At 50.7% G+C, this 16287-nt stretch carries 14 protein-coding genes; 2 read left to right on the forward strand and 12 right to left on the reverse strand.

The features are described 5' to 3' along the window. Positions 1–419: 419 nt before the first annotated feature. From MKX70_RS29780 to MKX70_RS29820, 9 genes are all read right to left on the reverse strand, one after another. Positions 420–1073: a response regulator gene (locus tag MKX70_RS29780; protein WP_042234231.1), complete on the reverse strand. Its 654-nt coding sequence runs from the start codon at positions 1071–1073 to the stop codon at positions 420–422. Further along, the gene (locus tag MKX70_RS29785) at positions 1070–2140 is read right to left on the reverse strand and encodes a HAMP domain-containing sensor histidine kinase (protein ID WP_340841414.1); all 1071 of its coding nucleotides are present in this window, start codon (positions 2138–2140) and stop codon (positions 1070–1072) included. Before MKX70_RS29785 ends, MKX70_RS29780 begins: the two co-directional genes overlap by 4 nt. Then, positions 2141–3226, reverse strand: a complete 1086-nt coding sequence (gene liaF, locus MKX70_RS29790) for a cell wall-active antibiotics response protein LiaF (RefSeq protein ID WP_042234227.1) — start codon at positions 3224–3226, stop codon at positions 2141–2143. It abuts the gene before it with no gap. A gap of 242 nt (positions 3227–3468) precedes the next feature. Continuing rightward, complete coding sequence (locus tag MKX70_RS29795) at positions 3469–3612, reverse strand: hypothetical protein (protein WP_156123046.1); 144 nt, start codon at positions 3610–3612, stop codon at positions 3469–3471. Between the two features lie 167 nt (positions 3613–3779). Further along, positions 3780–4490, reverse strand: a complete 711-nt coding sequence (locus MKX70_RS29800; RefSeq protein WP_445323725.1) for a 3D domain-containing protein — start codon at positions 4488–4490, stop codon at positions 3780–3782. A 191-nt stretch (positions 4491–4681) separates the two neighbouring features. Next, positions 4682–6619 (reverse strand): threonine--tRNA ligase, encoded by a 1938-nt coding sequence (gene thrS, locus MKX70_RS29805; protein ID WP_340789000.1) that lies wholly within the window; start codon positions 6617–6619, stop codon positions 4682–4684. Between the two features lie 200 nt (positions 6620–6819). Then, positions 6820–6954 (reverse strand): hypothetical protein, encoded by a 135-nt coding sequence (locus tag MKX70_RS29810; protein WP_340841416.1) that lies wholly within the window; start codon positions 6952–6954, stop codon positions 6820–6822. Between the two features lie 244 nt (positions 6955–7198). After that, on the reverse strand, positions 7199–7372 hold the full coding sequence (locus MKX70_RS29815; protein ID WP_039303331.1) for a toxin-antitoxin system HicB family antitoxin: 174 nt from the start codon (positions 7370–7372) through the stop codon (positions 7199–7201). A 12-nt stretch (positions 7373–7384) separates the two neighbouring features. Then, a complete protein-coding gene (locus tag MKX70_RS29820) occupies positions 7385–8227 on the reverse strand; it encodes an SPFH domain-containing protein (RefSeq protein WP_042234219.1) in 843 nt (280 codons plus the stop codon). A 185-nt stretch (positions 8228–8412) separates the two neighbouring features. Between MKX70_RS29820 and MKX70_RS29825 the strand changes: the two genes are divergently transcribed. Continuing rightward, on the forward strand, positions 8413–8595 hold the full coding sequence (locus MKX70_RS29825) for a hypothetical protein (RefSeq protein WP_039303325.1): 183 nt from the start codon (positions 8413–8415) through the stop codon (positions 8593–8595). Positions 8596–8705: 110 nt separating this feature from the next. On the opposite strand, the gene MKX70_RS29830 is transcribed toward MKX70_RS29825, so the two are convergent. After that, positions 8706–13028: a bifunctional 2',3'-cyclic-nucleotide 2'-phosphodiesterase/3'-nucleotidase gene (locus MKX70_RS29830; protein ID WP_340841417.1), complete on the reverse strand. Its 4323-nt coding sequence runs from the start codon at positions 13026–13028 to the stop codon at positions 8706–8708. 148 nt (positions 13029–13176) lie between these two features. On the opposite strand from MKX70_RS29830, the gene MKX70_RS29835 reads away from it, so the two are divergent. After that, positions 13177–13503, forward strand: coding sequence for a hypothetical protein (locus tag MKX70_RS29835; RefSeq protein WP_340841418.1), 327 nt, complete (start codon positions 13177–13179; stop codon positions 13501–13503). A gap of 121 nt (positions 13504–13624) precedes the next feature. Here the strand turns inward: MKX70_RS29835 and mqnC are convergent, their stop codons facing one another. Then, the gene (gene mqnC / locus MKX70_RS29840; RefSeq protein WP_340789011.1) at positions 13625–14761 is read right to left on the reverse strand and encodes a cyclic dehypoxanthinyl futalosine synthase; all 1137 of its coding nucleotides are present in this window, start codon (positions 14759–14761) and stop codon (positions 13625–13627) included. A 299-nt stretch (positions 14762–15060) separates the two neighbouring features. Next, positions 15061–16227, reverse strand: a complete 1167-nt coding sequence (locus MKX70_RS29845; RefSeq protein WP_340841419.1) for an aminotransferase class I/II-fold pyridoxal phosphate-dependent enzyme — start codon at positions 16225–16227, stop codon at positions 15061–15063. Positions 16228–16287 lie beyond the last annotated feature (60 nt).

The following is a 16287-nucleotide window of genomic DNA, read 5'->3' on the forward strand; positions in this document are numbered from 1 at the left end:
CTTGTTCTTATTTTGTACTTTAAACCTTAAGGTCACATTAAAAACAATTTAAGCGGAGATAAAAGATATGAACACTTAAAAGAGAATATGAGGGAGAACCGCCGGAAACGCGGTTACTGAGGCTGTTGAGGCAATTGCCGGACGTAGAGGACATGCAAATCCCCCGGCATTATAGCGCCGGGGGTATTGAAGGTTACCGCTTCACGCATACGTACAATAGGCATGAAAATTGTACATATTGCAACTTTGCTTCCTAGATAACAGGATGTTACGGAGAATTGTTGTACGAAATACAAGAATCGTCCCGTTTAGCCGTTTGAACGAGTTGGAATGCTGCCTTTCGTACAACAATTTTCGATTATAGACGATATGTAAAGGAAAATGTTGTATTTTGCGCAGGATTCACTGGCCTGAAGGAGCTAACTCTGCGCCCAGCCCTTACGGTGGGCGTAGATGGCCAGCTGGGTGCGGTCATCCAGCTCACATTTCATCAGCAGGTTGCTGACATGCGTCTTCACCGTCTTGATGCTGATATGCAGCTCCTCGCCGATATCTTTATTGGTTTTGCCCTCAGCGATCAGCAGCAGAACTTCCTTCTCTCGCTCGGTCAAGCCGGAAGAGTCGCCCTGTACGGTACGCTGGCGGATGCCTCGGGTAAGTGCCTGCGAGACATCGCCGGTCATCACCGGCATGCCGCGGTACGCGCCTTGCAGCGCGTAGATCAGCTCTTCTGCCGAGACGGTTTTGAGCACATAGCTGACCGCCCCTGCCTCGATCGCGTCTACAACAAGATCATCCTCCAGGAAGCTGGTGAGGATGACAATTTTGAGACCCGGGAATTCGGCCAGCACTGCGCGCGTTGTCTCCGCCCCGTTCATGACCGGCATCATCAAATCCATCAGCACCAGATCCGGCAGGGCATCATGCCCCAGTTCACGCAGCATGCCTAGCGCCTTATGCCCGTTGGCTGCCTCACCTATAACTTCAAACATTGGATCAAGCATCAGATAGGTTTTGAGCCCCATCCGCACCATATCATGATCATCCACCAGCAGCACTTTAATGAGACTCATTCTGTACTCCCCCTATCAGGCTCAGATTCGGCATCAACCGGCTCCGGGATGCCCTGCACAAACTTTGGTATATGTACGCGGATCGTCGTTCCCGCCCCCTTGCGGCTGATAATCTCTACCTGGCCGCCGAGCTTCTCGGCACGCTCGCGCATGGTGGTAAGTCCGTAGGAGCCCTGTTTATGCTGCACCTGCTCGAAGCCCTGCCCGTCATCGCTGATGCTCAGCACAACCTGGCGCGGCACTTCACGCAACGACAGGCTGACTACCCGTGCTCCGGCATGCTTCACGATGTTCGCCATCGACTCCTGAATAATCAGGAACAGCTGATGCTCAATCGCTTCGGACAGCTCACCCTGCAGTTCAAGCTCCTTTACCCCCTTGAGCCCGTTCTGGCGGCAGTAATCCGGGAACCATTTCTCCAGCGCCTCGAACAGATTGCGCCCCTCCAGCTCCACCGGACGCAGCTGCGCGATCAATGCCCTCATTTGCTTCTGCGCCATCTGGGACATGCTGATCAGCTGTTCCATCACCGTCTGCCCGTGCTCCGCGCTCCGTTCAAGCACTTTAGGCAGCGAAGAAGCGGACATGTGAATCGCAAAAAGCTGCTGGCTCACCGTATCATGCAGATCCCGGGCCATACGCCTCCGCTCTTCCAGTACCGCGCTCTCCGCCGCCTTTTCCTTCTCGATGACTTCCTGTTCACCCAGCTGCTGCAAAAGCTTCATCTTCTTCTCCACAGTATCCATCATAATATTGAATTCGTGATATACCCGGGCAAAAGACTGGTCTTCGCTCTCCGGCATCCGTACGGACAGATTGCCTTTGGCTACCTGAAGCATATTCAGATCCAGATGGTCGATCCGCCGCTGAATCCGCTGTCCGGCAATATAGCCGATAGTCACTGTGAAGAGCACAATGCCCAGACACAGGTACAGCCACATGCGGGTATCCACCACCCGGATATAGCCCAGGCATGTCCCGGCATACATCAGTCCGGCAGTTACTCCGCCGCTAAGCAGGAAATACACCAGCAGCATCCACTTGGTATTGCTGAAGATCGTCCCCATTTAGCCCACCGTTTTGACTTTAATGTCACCGATGAAGCAGCTGACGTTAATGCGGACTTTTTTACCTGCTTCCTTATAATAAGGCGTCTTGCACTGCACATTACTCATGAACCCGCTGCGCGACTGCTCAAGCACCTGCATATCACCAATGAACGAGCTGCCGTTAACCGATACACCAAGATTCATATCATCGGGAATATAAACCTTAATATCACCGACAAAAGCGGAAATGTTGATCTTGGTCTCACCGTAAGGAATTTGCGCATTGGTCAGATCCAGCACTGTATCCCCGATAAACTGCGAAATATTGGTTTGTTTCAGCTGGAAATGCTCGCGGCCCATATGGACATCCCCGATAAAAGCCGAGCGGTTCGTTGTTTCTTTGTCCTGCCCGGAATCCTGAAACTCCTCATGCCATTCGCCGTGGCGGCGGGCATGGCGTTCCTGACGCTCCTGGCGTCTGCGTTCATGGCGTTCCTGCTTCTCCTGCCACTTGGCATCTGACGAAGAAGAGGAGTCTCCCTGTTCTTCGTCTTCATCCTCCGTGTCTTTGTGCAGATAATCATTCCAGTCCCGCCCGCCGGCACCGGCAGATTTGCCGAACTTCTGCTCAAACTGCTCATCGAGCGTCGATTCCAGCGGTGCAGGAGGCTTCGCATCCAGCGGGCTTTTGCCCGGTTCGGGCGGATAGAAATTCGGTGGTGCCGGCGGTGCCGGAGGAACCGGCGGCGTTGTCCCCCGCGGCTTGAAAATAACAGCTAAACCGCCGCCGATCAGCATAACCGGGATCAGCATTTTGAAGAAATCGCCTGCCGAGAAGTCAAACCATTCTAAATTCCGCCCCAGGAAAAACACGCCGATGGCCAGAAAGAAAAATCCGCCAAGTGTTGCAGAGAATCTCGAATGCTCATCGTCCGGGGACAGAAAGCGTTTAACCCCTAATATAATCAGAATAACCGGCCAATACGTAGATATCATTGAACCCAAGCTGAAATCAGTGTAGCCCATCTGTCTTAGCAGGAACAGGCCTCCGAGACCGATAAGGATCAGTCCGCCGAGCACCTGGCTGGTGAACCGTCGTTTCATATGTCATTCCCCCTAGTAGTTAGTGTAACTCTCGCTTCTTCACGCTTATAGTCCTAGTCTACAGGAAGAAAGCTGCGGGGAACAGCGGCGTGAGAAGGAAACAGGCCTCAGTCTCCAGACCGAGACGGCTGGAATATTCCGTTAATTGTATGATGCCCATAAAAAAGCTGCCCTTTCAGCCCATAATCCGGACGTGAGAGGACAGCCTTGACGCTTCAAATGCTCATACCGTTACCCCAGCATTACTGCTGTGGTTTTTGTACCGGTTTGGAGAACGTGTTGCTCTTAGTAGTTGCACCGTCGTTCTCAACGGCAAACTCAGCATTGTATTTTTCATTCGGTGTTTTGAAGTTCTCTTGTACCTTTGGTTTCTTGGAATTGGCCACGGAAATCACCTCCCTTTTCCTTCAGTACAGCCTGTTTAGAGCTGACGAAAAGATTATATCGGAAGAGGCAAGTCGCTTTGCCCCAGTCGATATTATGGGAAATGTGACGTCGTATTATGCATGCTTACGTGAAAAATAATTCAAACTCAGTGAGGCCGGTCCAGCCCTTAAATAACCTCTTCCAGCAAATATTGCGGCACTGCATTATAGGTCTGGATTGCATGTCCGAGACTTTTCAGCATACTCTCCGTGCATTTTCCGTTACCGCGTTTGATGAGATGGACGACAACCGTCTTCTTGCCCCATTCTTTGTACACCTGCTTGGTGGTGCTGAAGTACAAGTCAATCTTCCGCCCCTTAATCGCTGAACCGGTGTCGGCCACTATAGCATATCCATAACCCGGAATATATAAAATACTTCCCAAAGGCAGAACTTTCGGGTCTGCAGCAATGGTGGATACGGCATTCTTGTCCCGGCGTACCTTGACACCCGAGTACGTAATTCCATACTGCGGATGCTTCGCGGTCTTGCCTGTGGATTCGTACCCGGCCGTATAGCCGGTCGCTGTTACTTTCATTGAAGTGATGATCTGCTCCGGCGCAGGTGCAGCTACCGGTACCGAATCCGGCTGCTTGGGAGCTGCCTTCGCCTTCGGCTTACTCTCCGGCACCTGTGCTGGCTTAGGAGCCTGGACGGTAACCGGCTGCCGTAACCGCGAAGAGCCTCCCAGACGGGATGCCGAACCTGCCTCTTGACGCTGAACCTGAGAATTCGTGGTGGCTGCACTAAGTTGTCCTGCAGTGTCTCCCGTCCCTCTTGCCTGTGCCGATTTGCGCGAATCATCCGGGTAGATCCCGGCTGCTGTCAGCAGAAGCACGATGGTGACGAAAAGACACCAAAACCTCTGGTATAAGCCCATTTTGTTCATTAGTTAAACCTCCCCATATAGCGAAGGTTTCCCGTTTCACAAAATTTTATACCTGACACCGGATAATAGCGGTCCCACGCGGCTTATAACAGAGGTTATTAATTCGTAATTATACGTACTATTAACAGCTTGTGAATGCTTTAGATTACGCGTCCCGCAATTTCCTGCGTAAGCGAATCGATGACTTCCTGCAGCGGTTTGGCGCCGATGTCGCCTTCACCGCGTTTGCGGATTGATACGCTGCCGGCATTCATTTCATTCTCGCCTACGACGAACATGTATGGAAGCTTCTCCAGCTGTGCTTCACGGATTTTGTAACCCATTTTCTCATTGCGCAAGTCAACTTCGGCGCGGATGCCGCTGCGCAGCAGCTTCGCAGCCACTTCCTTCGCATATTCATCAAAGGCCGAGGATACCGGAATGATCTTCACTTGCTGCGGAGACAGCCACAGCGGCAGTGAACCGGCAAAGTTCTCCAGCAGGAATGCTACGAAACGTTCCATAGTTCCTAGAATTCCGCGGTGCAGGACAACCGGACGGTGTTTCTGTCCATCATCCCCGACATATTCCAGCTCAAAGCGTTCCGGCAGCAGGAAGTCGATCTGTACAGTCGACAGTGTTTCTTCCTTACCCAATACTGTTTTGATCTGAACATCCAGCTTAGGGCCATAGAAGGCTGCTTCGCCTTCGGCTTCGTAGAATGGCAGGCCGGCTTCTTCGACAACCTCACGCAGCATACGCTGTGCTGTCTCCCACATTTCATCATTGGCATAATACTTCTCTGTATCCTTAGGGTCCCGGTAAGAGAGTCGGAAACGGTAATCTTCAATCCCAAAGTCGCTGTATACCTGCTTGATCAGCTCGAGCACGCGGATGAACTCGCCTTTGATCTGGTCCAGACGACAGAAGATATGGGAATCATTCAGCGTCATCGAACGGACACGGTGCAGGCCTGTCAGGGCTCCCGACATTTCATAACGGTGCTGGATGCCCAGCTCGGCAATACGGATCGGCAGATCGCGATAGCTGTGCATCGAGCTCTTATAGATCATCATGTGATGCGGGCAGTTCATTGGACGAAGCACGAACTCCTCGTTATCAATAGTCATCTTAGGGAACATGTCTTCCTGGTAGTGTTCCCAATGTCCGGAAGTCTTGTACAGCTCTACATTCCCCAGTACTGGAGTGTAGACATGCTGGTAACCAAGGCTGGCTTCCAGATCTACAATATAGCGCTCCAGAATGCTGCGCAGCTTGGCGCCCTTAGGCAGCCAGATCGGCAGGCCTTGTCCAACGAGCTGGTTGAAGGTGAAGATTTCCAGTTCCTTGCCCAGCTTACGGTGATCGCGCTTTTTCGCTTCCTCCAGCAGACGCAGATGCTCGTCAAGCTGGGCCTTTTTGATCCAGGCTGTGCCGTATACGCGCTGCAGCATCTTGTTCTTGCTGTCTCCGCGCCAGTAAGCACCGGCTACGTTCATCAGCTTGAACACTTTGATCTTCGCAGTGGACGGCAAATGCGGACCACGGCAGAGGTCGAAGAATTCGCCCTGTTCATAGATTGTAATCACGCTGTCTTCCGGCAGCGCCTGAATCAGCTCCAGCTTGTAAGGATCGGCCAGCTCGCCGAATCTGTCCAGCGCTTCCTGACGGCTTACCTCATGGCGGACAATCGGCAGGTTCTCAGAAACGATACGTTCCATTTCCTTCTCAATCTTCAGCAGATCCTCCGGATTCAGCGGATGCTCCAGATCCATATCATAATAGAAGCCGTCTTCAATTACCGGACCTACTCCGAGCTTAACCTCCATAGTTCCGAACAAACGTCTTACCGCCTGGGCCATAAGGTGAGCTGTACTGTGACGCATCACTTCCAGGCCTTCCGGGGAATCCAGGGTTACGATCTCTACAAGATCGCCTTCCTGCAGCTGAGTGGACAGATCCACGACGATTCCGTTGATTTTGCCTGCAGCGGCATTCTTACGAAGTCCGCTGCTGATCGAGGCTGCTACATCATCAATGCTGCTGCCGTCCGGGTATTCCCGGACCGAACCGTCCGGAAGTTTGATATTTACTGACATTTTTCTTCCTCCTAAAAGTTTGTTAGCCAATACTTCCCTGATCCTTTACGTACAAACTTACTCCGGGAGCATTGGCTTAGTTGTGCGGAACATCCGCTTCTGTGATACTTGCTTCTTCGGCAGGTCTCTGCACACAAAAAACACCCGTCCCGCAAAGGGACGAGTGATTGCACCCGTGGTTCCACCCAAATTCGATACCATTATACAAAAGCTGCTGCAGAGCAGCGGCATTGCAGAATAGAATCCTTCGTCAGCATGGAGATAACGGCCATGAACCGGCGGTTCTTACTATCCTGCTGAAATGATGTCCGCAGCCGGACATCCCAGGAATTCATAACCGCAGCTACAAAGGGGTAAATCAAAAGCCGGTACCGGAGGAAATTGCAGCCTGGGGTTTCCTCTCTCTGAAGCGGTCCTGAACATCGATTCATATCTTTGTCGAAGCTGATAACGTGAATTACGGTAATTATAAATCTCAGCTTATCTTCCGTCAAGTGGAACCGGCTGTGCCTCCTCACAAGGACGGCACAGCCGGTTCAGCAAGTTATACAAGTCTGAAGCGCCGCCGCCCCAGGCTGTTCATTCTTCTTCCCGGCGTTTCTTACCCGGCAAGCGGCCTGCGCGCTTCAAAGACTCACGCAGCAAGTATTCGATATGTCCGTTTACGCTGCGAAACTCTTCTCCCGCCCAACGTTCCAGCGCTTCGTGCAGTTCGGGATCGATCCGCAGCGGAAAGCTTTTTTTGGCCGCCATAATATTACCGCCTTAGTACAACGAGCCAGCGTTAATGACTGGGCTCGCACCGCGCTCCGACACAATCGCCACCATCAGATTATTGATCATCGCCGCCTTGCGTTCTTCGTCCAGTTCAACTACACCGCTCTCTTTGAGTTGGCGGATTGCCATATCCACCATGCCGACAGCACCTTCTACGATGATCTGGCGTGCAGATAGAATGGCCGAAGCCTGCTGGCGCTGCAGCATTGTGCTGGCGATCTCTGTGGAGTAGGCCAGATGGGTCAGGCGGGCTTCGATCACTTCTACACCGGATAAGGACAGACGCTCCTGCAGCTCCACCGCCAGTTCTTTGGCAATCTCATCGGCATTGGCCCGCAGGGACATGCCGGTCTCATTGAAGTTATCGTAAGGGTATCTACTCGCTACATGACGCAGCGCCGTTTCACTCTGGATTTCCACAAACGCCATATACTTATCTACATCAAACAGCGCCTTGGCCGAATTAATGACCTTGAATACAATCACCGCAGCAATCTCAATCGGATTTCCTTCCACATCATTGACCTTCAGCTTCACGCTGTTGAAGTTGCGGACCCGCAGCGATACGGTCTTGCGGATGCTGAACGGAATTACAGCGAATAACCCGCTGGTTGCAATCGTACCGACATATTGGCCAAAGAAGGTCACGACCACTGACTTGTTCGGCTGAACGACGGTAATACTCGTACATAGAATACCGGCTGCAACAAACAGGATGACAGGCAATGCCACGTATTCCTGAACGGCACCGTAAATGCCGCCCCCGATACAAATGGCAATTAGAGCCACCACCCAGAATCCGCTGACAGGATGCAATGTTTTCTCTTTCATAAAGATGCCTCCATTAGATATGTATTTGATATAATTATGATATCACTTTTGGATAGAACTGTAAACTACTATTGTAAAAAAATCACTGCCCCTTTACCGTTTTTCTTTTATGATTTGTCTGACATTACGAATGTTACGAAGCATCAGTATGGACCAAATCACAATGAACAAAGGATGTGTAACTCATGAGTGTTAAAGATCAAGTACTGGAAATCATTAAAGCTTCAGCAGCTCCTGTAACTGCAGGTGAAGTTGAGAAGCTGTCAGGGCTGGAACGCAAAGCGGTCGACAAGGCCTTCACCGAGCTCAAAAAAGAAAATGCGATTGTCTCCCCTATCCGCTGTAAATGGGAAGCTGCAGTGAAATAACAAGACGCCTATGGTCTGGGCTGGACAAGCCTTAGCATCCTCGTAAACGGAAAGGCCCGCGCACAATGTGCACGGGCCTTTTGCCTGATTCAATTGTATTCATATAGAAATCAGGAAGCTTTGTTTTCCAGCATCCGGTAAATAATGACGGCCGCCTGGGCGCGGTTTGCAATACTTTTCGGTGCGAATTTCTGGGCGTCCACACCGTTGACGATCCCCAGCTGAGTAAGCTGTGCTACAGGCTGCTGCGCATAGGACGCAATCTTGGCCTTGTCAGCAAACTTATTCAGAGCAGCAGGATCAACCGGCTGCAGCTGATCCTTGAGGGCATTAGCGATCATGATCGCCATTTCCTCACGGGTAATCTCACGGCCCGGCTCGAATTTCCCGTTGCCCGAACCTCTTACCAGACCTGCATTTACAGCAGCAGCGATGGTGTCCGAGTACCAGACTCCTTGCTTCACATCGCTGAACGTAACAGCTGTTGCCGTATTCGTCAAGCCGAGCGAACGAACCAGCATGGTTACGAATTCTGCACGGGTCACGCTCTTCACCGGAGCAAAATTCGTGCCGTCGATGCCTTTAATAATACCTTTTGCCGCGAGTGCATTAATGGCCTCCTGTGCCCAGGCTACCTTACCCAAATCTTTGAATACTGCTACAGGTGCGGCAGGACTCTGTGTTGGAGCCGGAGTGGCTGCCGGTGCAGGAGTTGCTGTTGCCGCCGGACTAGGAGAAGCTGACGGTGAAGCAGTTGGTTTAGGTGTTGCAGTCGCAACAGGTCCTGTACCAGGGTTTGAACCCGGGTCTGCAACATTGGTAATCCGGCCTTCAATAGCAGCTCTAATGGCACCGCCTTTGAACGTATTCACAATATACTCGTAGAATACGTCCAGATCAATCGGTCCGGCCAGCGATTTACTTGCTTGCGTCAATACTTTGTAATTGTCCCCGCCTGCAGCCATGAAGTTGTTGACTACAGCCGTATAGGTCTTGGACATTTCAATTGGTGTCCCGTCTGTTTTGGTCAGATTAGCCACACGGCTGGCAACCGGCAGATACATGTTGGCAGTATATTTCAGACCGGAGATCTGCAGTGTCTTGATGTCTGGTGTTCCGTCGGCTTTCACTGCCCATTGCTGCTGCAGCAGTGTCTTAATCTGTTCACCGGTAAGCGTCAGCTTCACCAGTGTATTGCCAAATGGCTGGATCTTAGCCAAGTCACCGAAGGAGACATTCCCCTTTGGCAGATCGGCGCGGATGCCGCCCGGATTCATGAAGGCAAAATCAGCAGGAGCCTTAGCGCCGTCTTTGAAATCAGCTTGACGCATGGCATCCGCAATCAGGTTGCCTAGAGGAGCTTCCTTCAGGTATACATCTGTACGGGTAACCGTACCATCTGTTGTGCCTACAGGATTGCTCAGCTCCGGGTGCTTGTCCAGGTATTTTTTCACCAACGCTGCTGACTCTGCATCAGGAGTGATACCAGGATCATCCTGGAAGGTCGTAGGAACGATAGCAGATTTCTCTTTAACATCGCCTGTGGTGTGGTCGATCACCAGCTTAATGTCATCATAAGCCGTACCATACGAATATGCCTGAACGATCAACTTGCCGTTAACTGTACCGTTGGCCAGTGCGTGGTTGTCGCCGGCAACGATGACATCGACCGGGGAACCAGCCGGGAGGGCATTCGCCAGATCGGCCGCTTCGCCTGTCGTCTTGCCGTCTTTAGTTGTTGCAGGATCATGCGCAAGCACAATAATCGTTTGTACGCCTTTATCCTGAAGCTCCTTAGCGTATTTATTGATTGCCTCGACTTCCTCGGTCGCGCTCAGGAATTTAACGCCTGCCGTACCTTCAGGGGATACTTTGCTTGGCGTAGCCTTGGTCACGACACCGATAAAGCCGATTTTGACGCCGCCGATTTCTTTGATTACATACGGATTAATGATCGGAGTCCCGGTTTTTTCATCCACCGCATTGGCATTGATATAATCAAAGTCCGCGCCTTTATGGACGATTGACTTATTCTTTGGATCTTCACCGCCGAAGATTTGTGATTTCATCGCCCCTACACCTTGGTCGAACTCATGGTTACCCAGTGAACCCACATCGAATTTCATCAGGTTCATCCACTCGATCGTCGGTTCGTCGCGTTCAAGCGAGGATACCGGAGCAGAAGCGCCGACAGAATCGCCGTTATGGAACAATAGAGAGTATTCATACTTCGCCTGGGCTTGTTTCAGGTAAGCTGCCAGATAGGCGACTGTCCCTGCTGGCCGGTTGCTGACAATAGAGGTTGTATCCAGCTGTCCGTGCAAATCGTTGACTCCGATCAGATGCACTTCAACATCTTTGGTCGGTACCGGAACGGATTGTTTCAGATTCAGATTAAAAATTTCAAAGCCTTTAGCGTTCTTTGTCCCTGTATCGCTAATTTTGCCGCTAGCATAAGGAACAGCATCCGGCGACGATGTAAAGGTCACATTGACATTGCCTTTGATCGGTGCAATCGACCAGTTATTGTCGGCCGGTTGGTTAACGGTTCCTGCTTCCTTGATATAATCCATCAGAATTTGGCGGTTCTCGTCCAGAGTGTCAATAATCATCTTGGCATCTGTTTTGAGGCCCGGGAAGTTCCCGCCGCCGCTAGCACGATAATTGTTAGTAACAACGATAAACTTATCATCCATGTTCAGTGGTTTGTCATTATACGTGATTGAGGTAACCCGGCTGGAATTGGCATCATTAATTGTGCCATCTTCTTTGTATTTCGCATTGCGGGTTACATCGATCGTATACTCGATTCCGTCAATCACATCGAAATTGTATACGGAGAATTTAGAGTTAAGCAGCTCCTGCGTGGTGGATACCGCCGGTTTGATACGGTTAAAGGCGCCTGCGCTCATTTCAACCCATTCTTTTACCGTTGACCCCTTAACCAAAATTGCCTTCAATGTATTATCGTAAAGATACAAGTCACTTGCACTGCGGATCGTCAGGTCGCCTGCTTTAATATCAGTATATTCATCAGGGCCGTTGCGTCCTGCTTTGAAAGGCGCGCCTACGCTCAGTATTGGCATCCCCTGGTAAGCAGCCAGAGTCGGATCTGTATTAATCCGGTTCTCTACATAGCTTCGCTGTGCATAGGTTACGATCTGAACGGTCGGATCATCCTGCACCATCGCGAAGAAGCTGTTCATCGGCACATCCGTTTTACCCAGCGGTGTATTAACATATTGAATTGTAGCTTCATGGGCTGCTTTTAAGGCCGCGTCCACTGCAGCATCCGGAGTCACGCCCGTAATTGAACGGGTAGAGGATTGGGAATTGGTTTTGTCTACAACCCAGCCGTCTCCCTCTGGCTTAATGGTGAGGTCAATCAAGCCCAGATTGTTTCCGCCGAAGCCGGCTTGAACAGCTGGAACACCATTGATCTGACCTTTGGCATTGTCGATGCCAGGCAGCAAAGCTTTGGATGCATTCTTGAACGATGCGTCCAGAGCATCCACAGTTGCTGCCGGGAATACTTTATGGGTGTGGGAGAATGTGATTGCATCAATATTAGGTACCAGGCTTAGTGCTTTGATGTCATTCTCGGAGCCGTCGCCTAGCACTGCCGAATCAGCATAACCAGTGTGCGCCATAGCAACGATAATATCCGCACCTTTCGCCTTCATCTCAGGAATGAATTTTGCGGCTGTTTCAGCAATATCTTTAGTAATAACCTTGCCTTCCAGATTGGCTTTGTCCCAATCCATAATCTGCGGAGTAACAAGACCAATCAGGCCTACGTTAATGGTTTGTGTATTGCCATTGCTGTCTTTAACTTGCTTTTCCAAAATTTCATATGGTTCAAAGTAATTTACATCGTTGTTAGGATTATTGTCACCGTCGTTAACATATACATTCGCATTAATAAAAGGTATATCTGTATATGTTGCCGAAGTAACACTGTTCAGATACGGCAGACCATAGTTAAATTCGTGGTTGCCGAGTGTTGCAGCATCATATTCCATTGTATTCAAAGCCGCAATCATCGGATTGATTTGTGTAGTCTTTCCTTCAGCATCTACTTGCTTCGAAGCGTACGTACCCAGCGGTGTACCCTGAATCAAATCACCGTTGTCGAGTAAAAGATTGTTTGTGTTGTTCATCTCTGCACGAGCCTGTTTCACCAGCGTTGCCGTCCGGTCCAGTCCCACAGTCAGTGACTCTTTGTTCTTGAAGTAGTCCCAGCCCATCACATTGGTATGCACATCTGTAGTACTCATCAGCCGCAGGCTGACTGTGCCAGGTGCAACAGTGGCAGCTTCCGCCTTCCCGCCTCCCAGTACTGAACCGGCAACAACTCCGCCTAGTACCTGTGCAGTGATCACAGTGGCAGCCAGTATTGAAGCGATAGGTTTGTTCCAACGCTTTTGTCTCATATAATAGAATACCCTCCCAGTCGATCTCTTTAAACTGACCGTCAAAGCGTAACATATCGCCAACTTTCAATCTATCAGACTGGGTTAACTAGAATTGCGAGTTTTGTAAATTGTATAAAAGAGTAACAAGTATTAGGGAGGGCTGACATTGGGCGAGGAAAAGAACACACATCGGGAATTTTTTTGGGTCAAAGACGAGAACCGAAACGTAAACCTACAAGACATACGCTGGTTTGAAGAAATGCTCACCTTTGATACTTTGCGGGAAGCGGAAGAATGGGTGATGAGTGATGCCTATAATAAGGTTGGCGGACGCCAGTTCGACGGCTATCTGACCAGTGATCCTAAGCTCGCTTTTGCACTGGTCTATAACCTGACACGACTGAAGACTCTTGGCAGCGCTTCTTTCAATAATATCTATGCTGATGAGAAGGAGAAGGATGGCCAGACCCTATTTATGGTTTGGGTGGAGTGATAGGTACTGAACGCAAAAAACGCCTATCCATCACCTGTCCCTGCGGATAGATGATAGATAAGCGTTGTATCTGCTCTGCAATATAACCGGGCTAACACCATATGAGATGTCGCTCTACCCTCTAATTCTGCATGATGAAATCATTGTCGATCTTGACGCTGCCATCCTCGAAGGTCCGCAGGATGTCGTAACGCGTGTTGCGCTGCGCCGGGATCTTGCCTGCTTCGCGGATGAGCTGTGTAATGGACTCGATATTGACCTTGTAGGTCGCGCCCGCCGAGGAAACTACGTTCTCCTCGATCATCGTGCTGCCGAAGTCATTGCAGCCGTATTGCAGTGAAAGCTTGCCGACCTCAGGGCCCATCGTGACCCAGGAGGACTGGAAGTTCTTAATATTATCCAGCACCAGACGGCTGATCGCCACAGTCTTGAGGTATTCCTCCGGTGTCTGCCGGTCCAGCTTAAGGTTCGTATTATCCGGCTGGAAGGTCCAGGAGATGAAGGCCAGGAACCCTTCGGAATCATATTTGTTCGCAATGCACTCATCCTGGGCTTCACGTACACGAAGCAGATGCAGCGCCCGCTCTTCCATACTCTCACCGAGGCCGATAACCATTGTGGCCGTCGTGTTCATGCCGATCCGGTGCGCGGTCTGCATAACATCCATCCACTCGCGCCAGGAGCCTTTGAGCCGGCTAATCTTACGCCGTGTGCGGTCGTCGAGAATCTCCGCTCCACCGCCGGGAAGAGAATCCAGGCCTGCAGCATGAATCTCGCGCATGACCTGCTCCAGCGGCAGTCCGGATACTTCGACCATCTTCATGATCTCTGCCGGTGAGAATGAATGCATGGTGATCTCCGGGAACCGCTGCTTAATTCCGCGCAGGATATCCGTGTAATAGCTGAACGGCAGATTCGGGTTCGTTCCACCCTGCATCAGAATTTCGGTCCCGTTCACGCTGATTGTCTCTGCTATCTTCTGATAGATAGTTTCATCGGGAAGGACGTATCCTTCCTCCGAACCGGGTCTGCGGTAGAAGGCGCAGAAGCGGCAATAGACATCGCATACATTGGTGTAGTTAATATTGCGCCCGATTACGAATGTAGCCAGCGGGTCCGGGTGCCAGCGCTTCATAATAATATCCGCAGCCGCGCCCATTTTCTCAATTTCATTGCTTTCGAACAACGTGATTGTGTCTTCTAATTGAAGACGTTCACCTTTAAGTGTCTTATCTAGAATAAGATCAATTGCACTCAACGTTCGCAGCCTCCTCTTAATCCTATGAAGTATAGTAGATGAATTTAATTTAAAAAATAAACAAACTCGTTCCCCCATCGTATCACAATCGGATGAGCTTGAAAAATCTTTCGCCAAGTGAAAACGATTTTGCCGTCCTTTTATTAGGATGGAACGTTTCAGCGAGAAATCGAAGGATACAACATTATAAGGTAAACCACATAGAGTCTTATATTTAAATAAACAGCAGCACCGCATTGGTGCTGCTGTTTAAGGTGACTGCAAATTCAGATAACTGAACGGATCTGTTCCAACTTGAACTATTCCAGTTCGGTGCGTGCGGCTTCCAGTGCCTGCGCCAGATCAGCGATCAAATCGTCCACATGCTCGATGCCGACCGAGAAACGCAGCAGCCGGTCATCTACGCCAACCGCATCACGGATTTCCGCCGGAATATCGGCGTGAGTCTGCACAGCCGGATAGGTCATGAGCGATTCCACACCGCCAAGACTCTCTGCGAAAGCAATCAGGCGGATATGGCGGAGCAGCGGCTCCACATATCTCGCATCCTTCACCTTGAAGGAGAAAATTCCGGTATTGCCCGAAGACTGGCGCTTCTGGATTTCATACCCCGGATGATCCGGAAGCCCCGGATGGAAGACCTCAGCAATGGCCGGATGCTCCAGCAGATAACGGGCGATAGCCAGTGCATTGCTCTCATGCCGCTCCATGCGTAGGGCGAGTGTCTTCATTCCCTTCATCAGCTGATAGCTGTCGTTCGGGGCAAGAACGGCTCCCATTGAGTTATGCAGAACAGCCATTTCAGCAGACAATTCAGCACCTTTCGTTACTATAAGTCCAGCCAGTACATCATTGTGTCCGCCCAGATACTTGGTCGCGCTGTGAACGATGATATCTGCTCCAAGCTCAATCGGGCGCTGGAAGAACGGGGTCAGCAGCGTATTGTCGACAATCGTGAGCAACCCGTGGTGGCGGGCCCATGTACATACCGCTTCGATATCCGTAATCATCATCAGCGGATTGGTTGGTGTCTCAATGAATACACCCTTGGTGCCCGGCTGTCGCGCAGCCTCCAGAGCATCCAGATCATTCGTATCCACATAGGAGGCGCTGATGCCGTATTTGGACAGAATCCGTTCCAGCAGACGATAGGTTCCGCCGTACAGGTCGAGCGAGACAACGAGATGATCCCCTTGCCCAAACAAGGTAAACACAGTAGTCAATGCAGCCATACCCGAGGCGCAGGCGAAGCCGGCATCGCCGGATTCCAGTACCGCTGCCGCATCTTCGAGCACAGAGCGGGTAGGATTTTTGGTGCGGATGTAATCAAAGCCCGTGCTCTGTCCGAGTCTCGGGTGACGGAATGCCGTCGCGTTGTACACCGGATAATTAATCGCCCCTGTCGCGGGGTCCTCCATCGAACCAATCTGTGCCAGTCTGCTCTCAATTTTCAGTTTCTCGTCCATTTCCATTGCCTCCTAAAAGTTTGTTAGTATTTGCTTCCCTGAATTTCTTCGTACAAACTG

This window comes from Paenibacillus sp. FSL R7-0312 (genome assembly GCF_038004445.1).
GTDB lineage: Bacteria > Bacillota > Bacilli > Paenibacillales > Paenibacillaceae > Paenibacillus_AQ.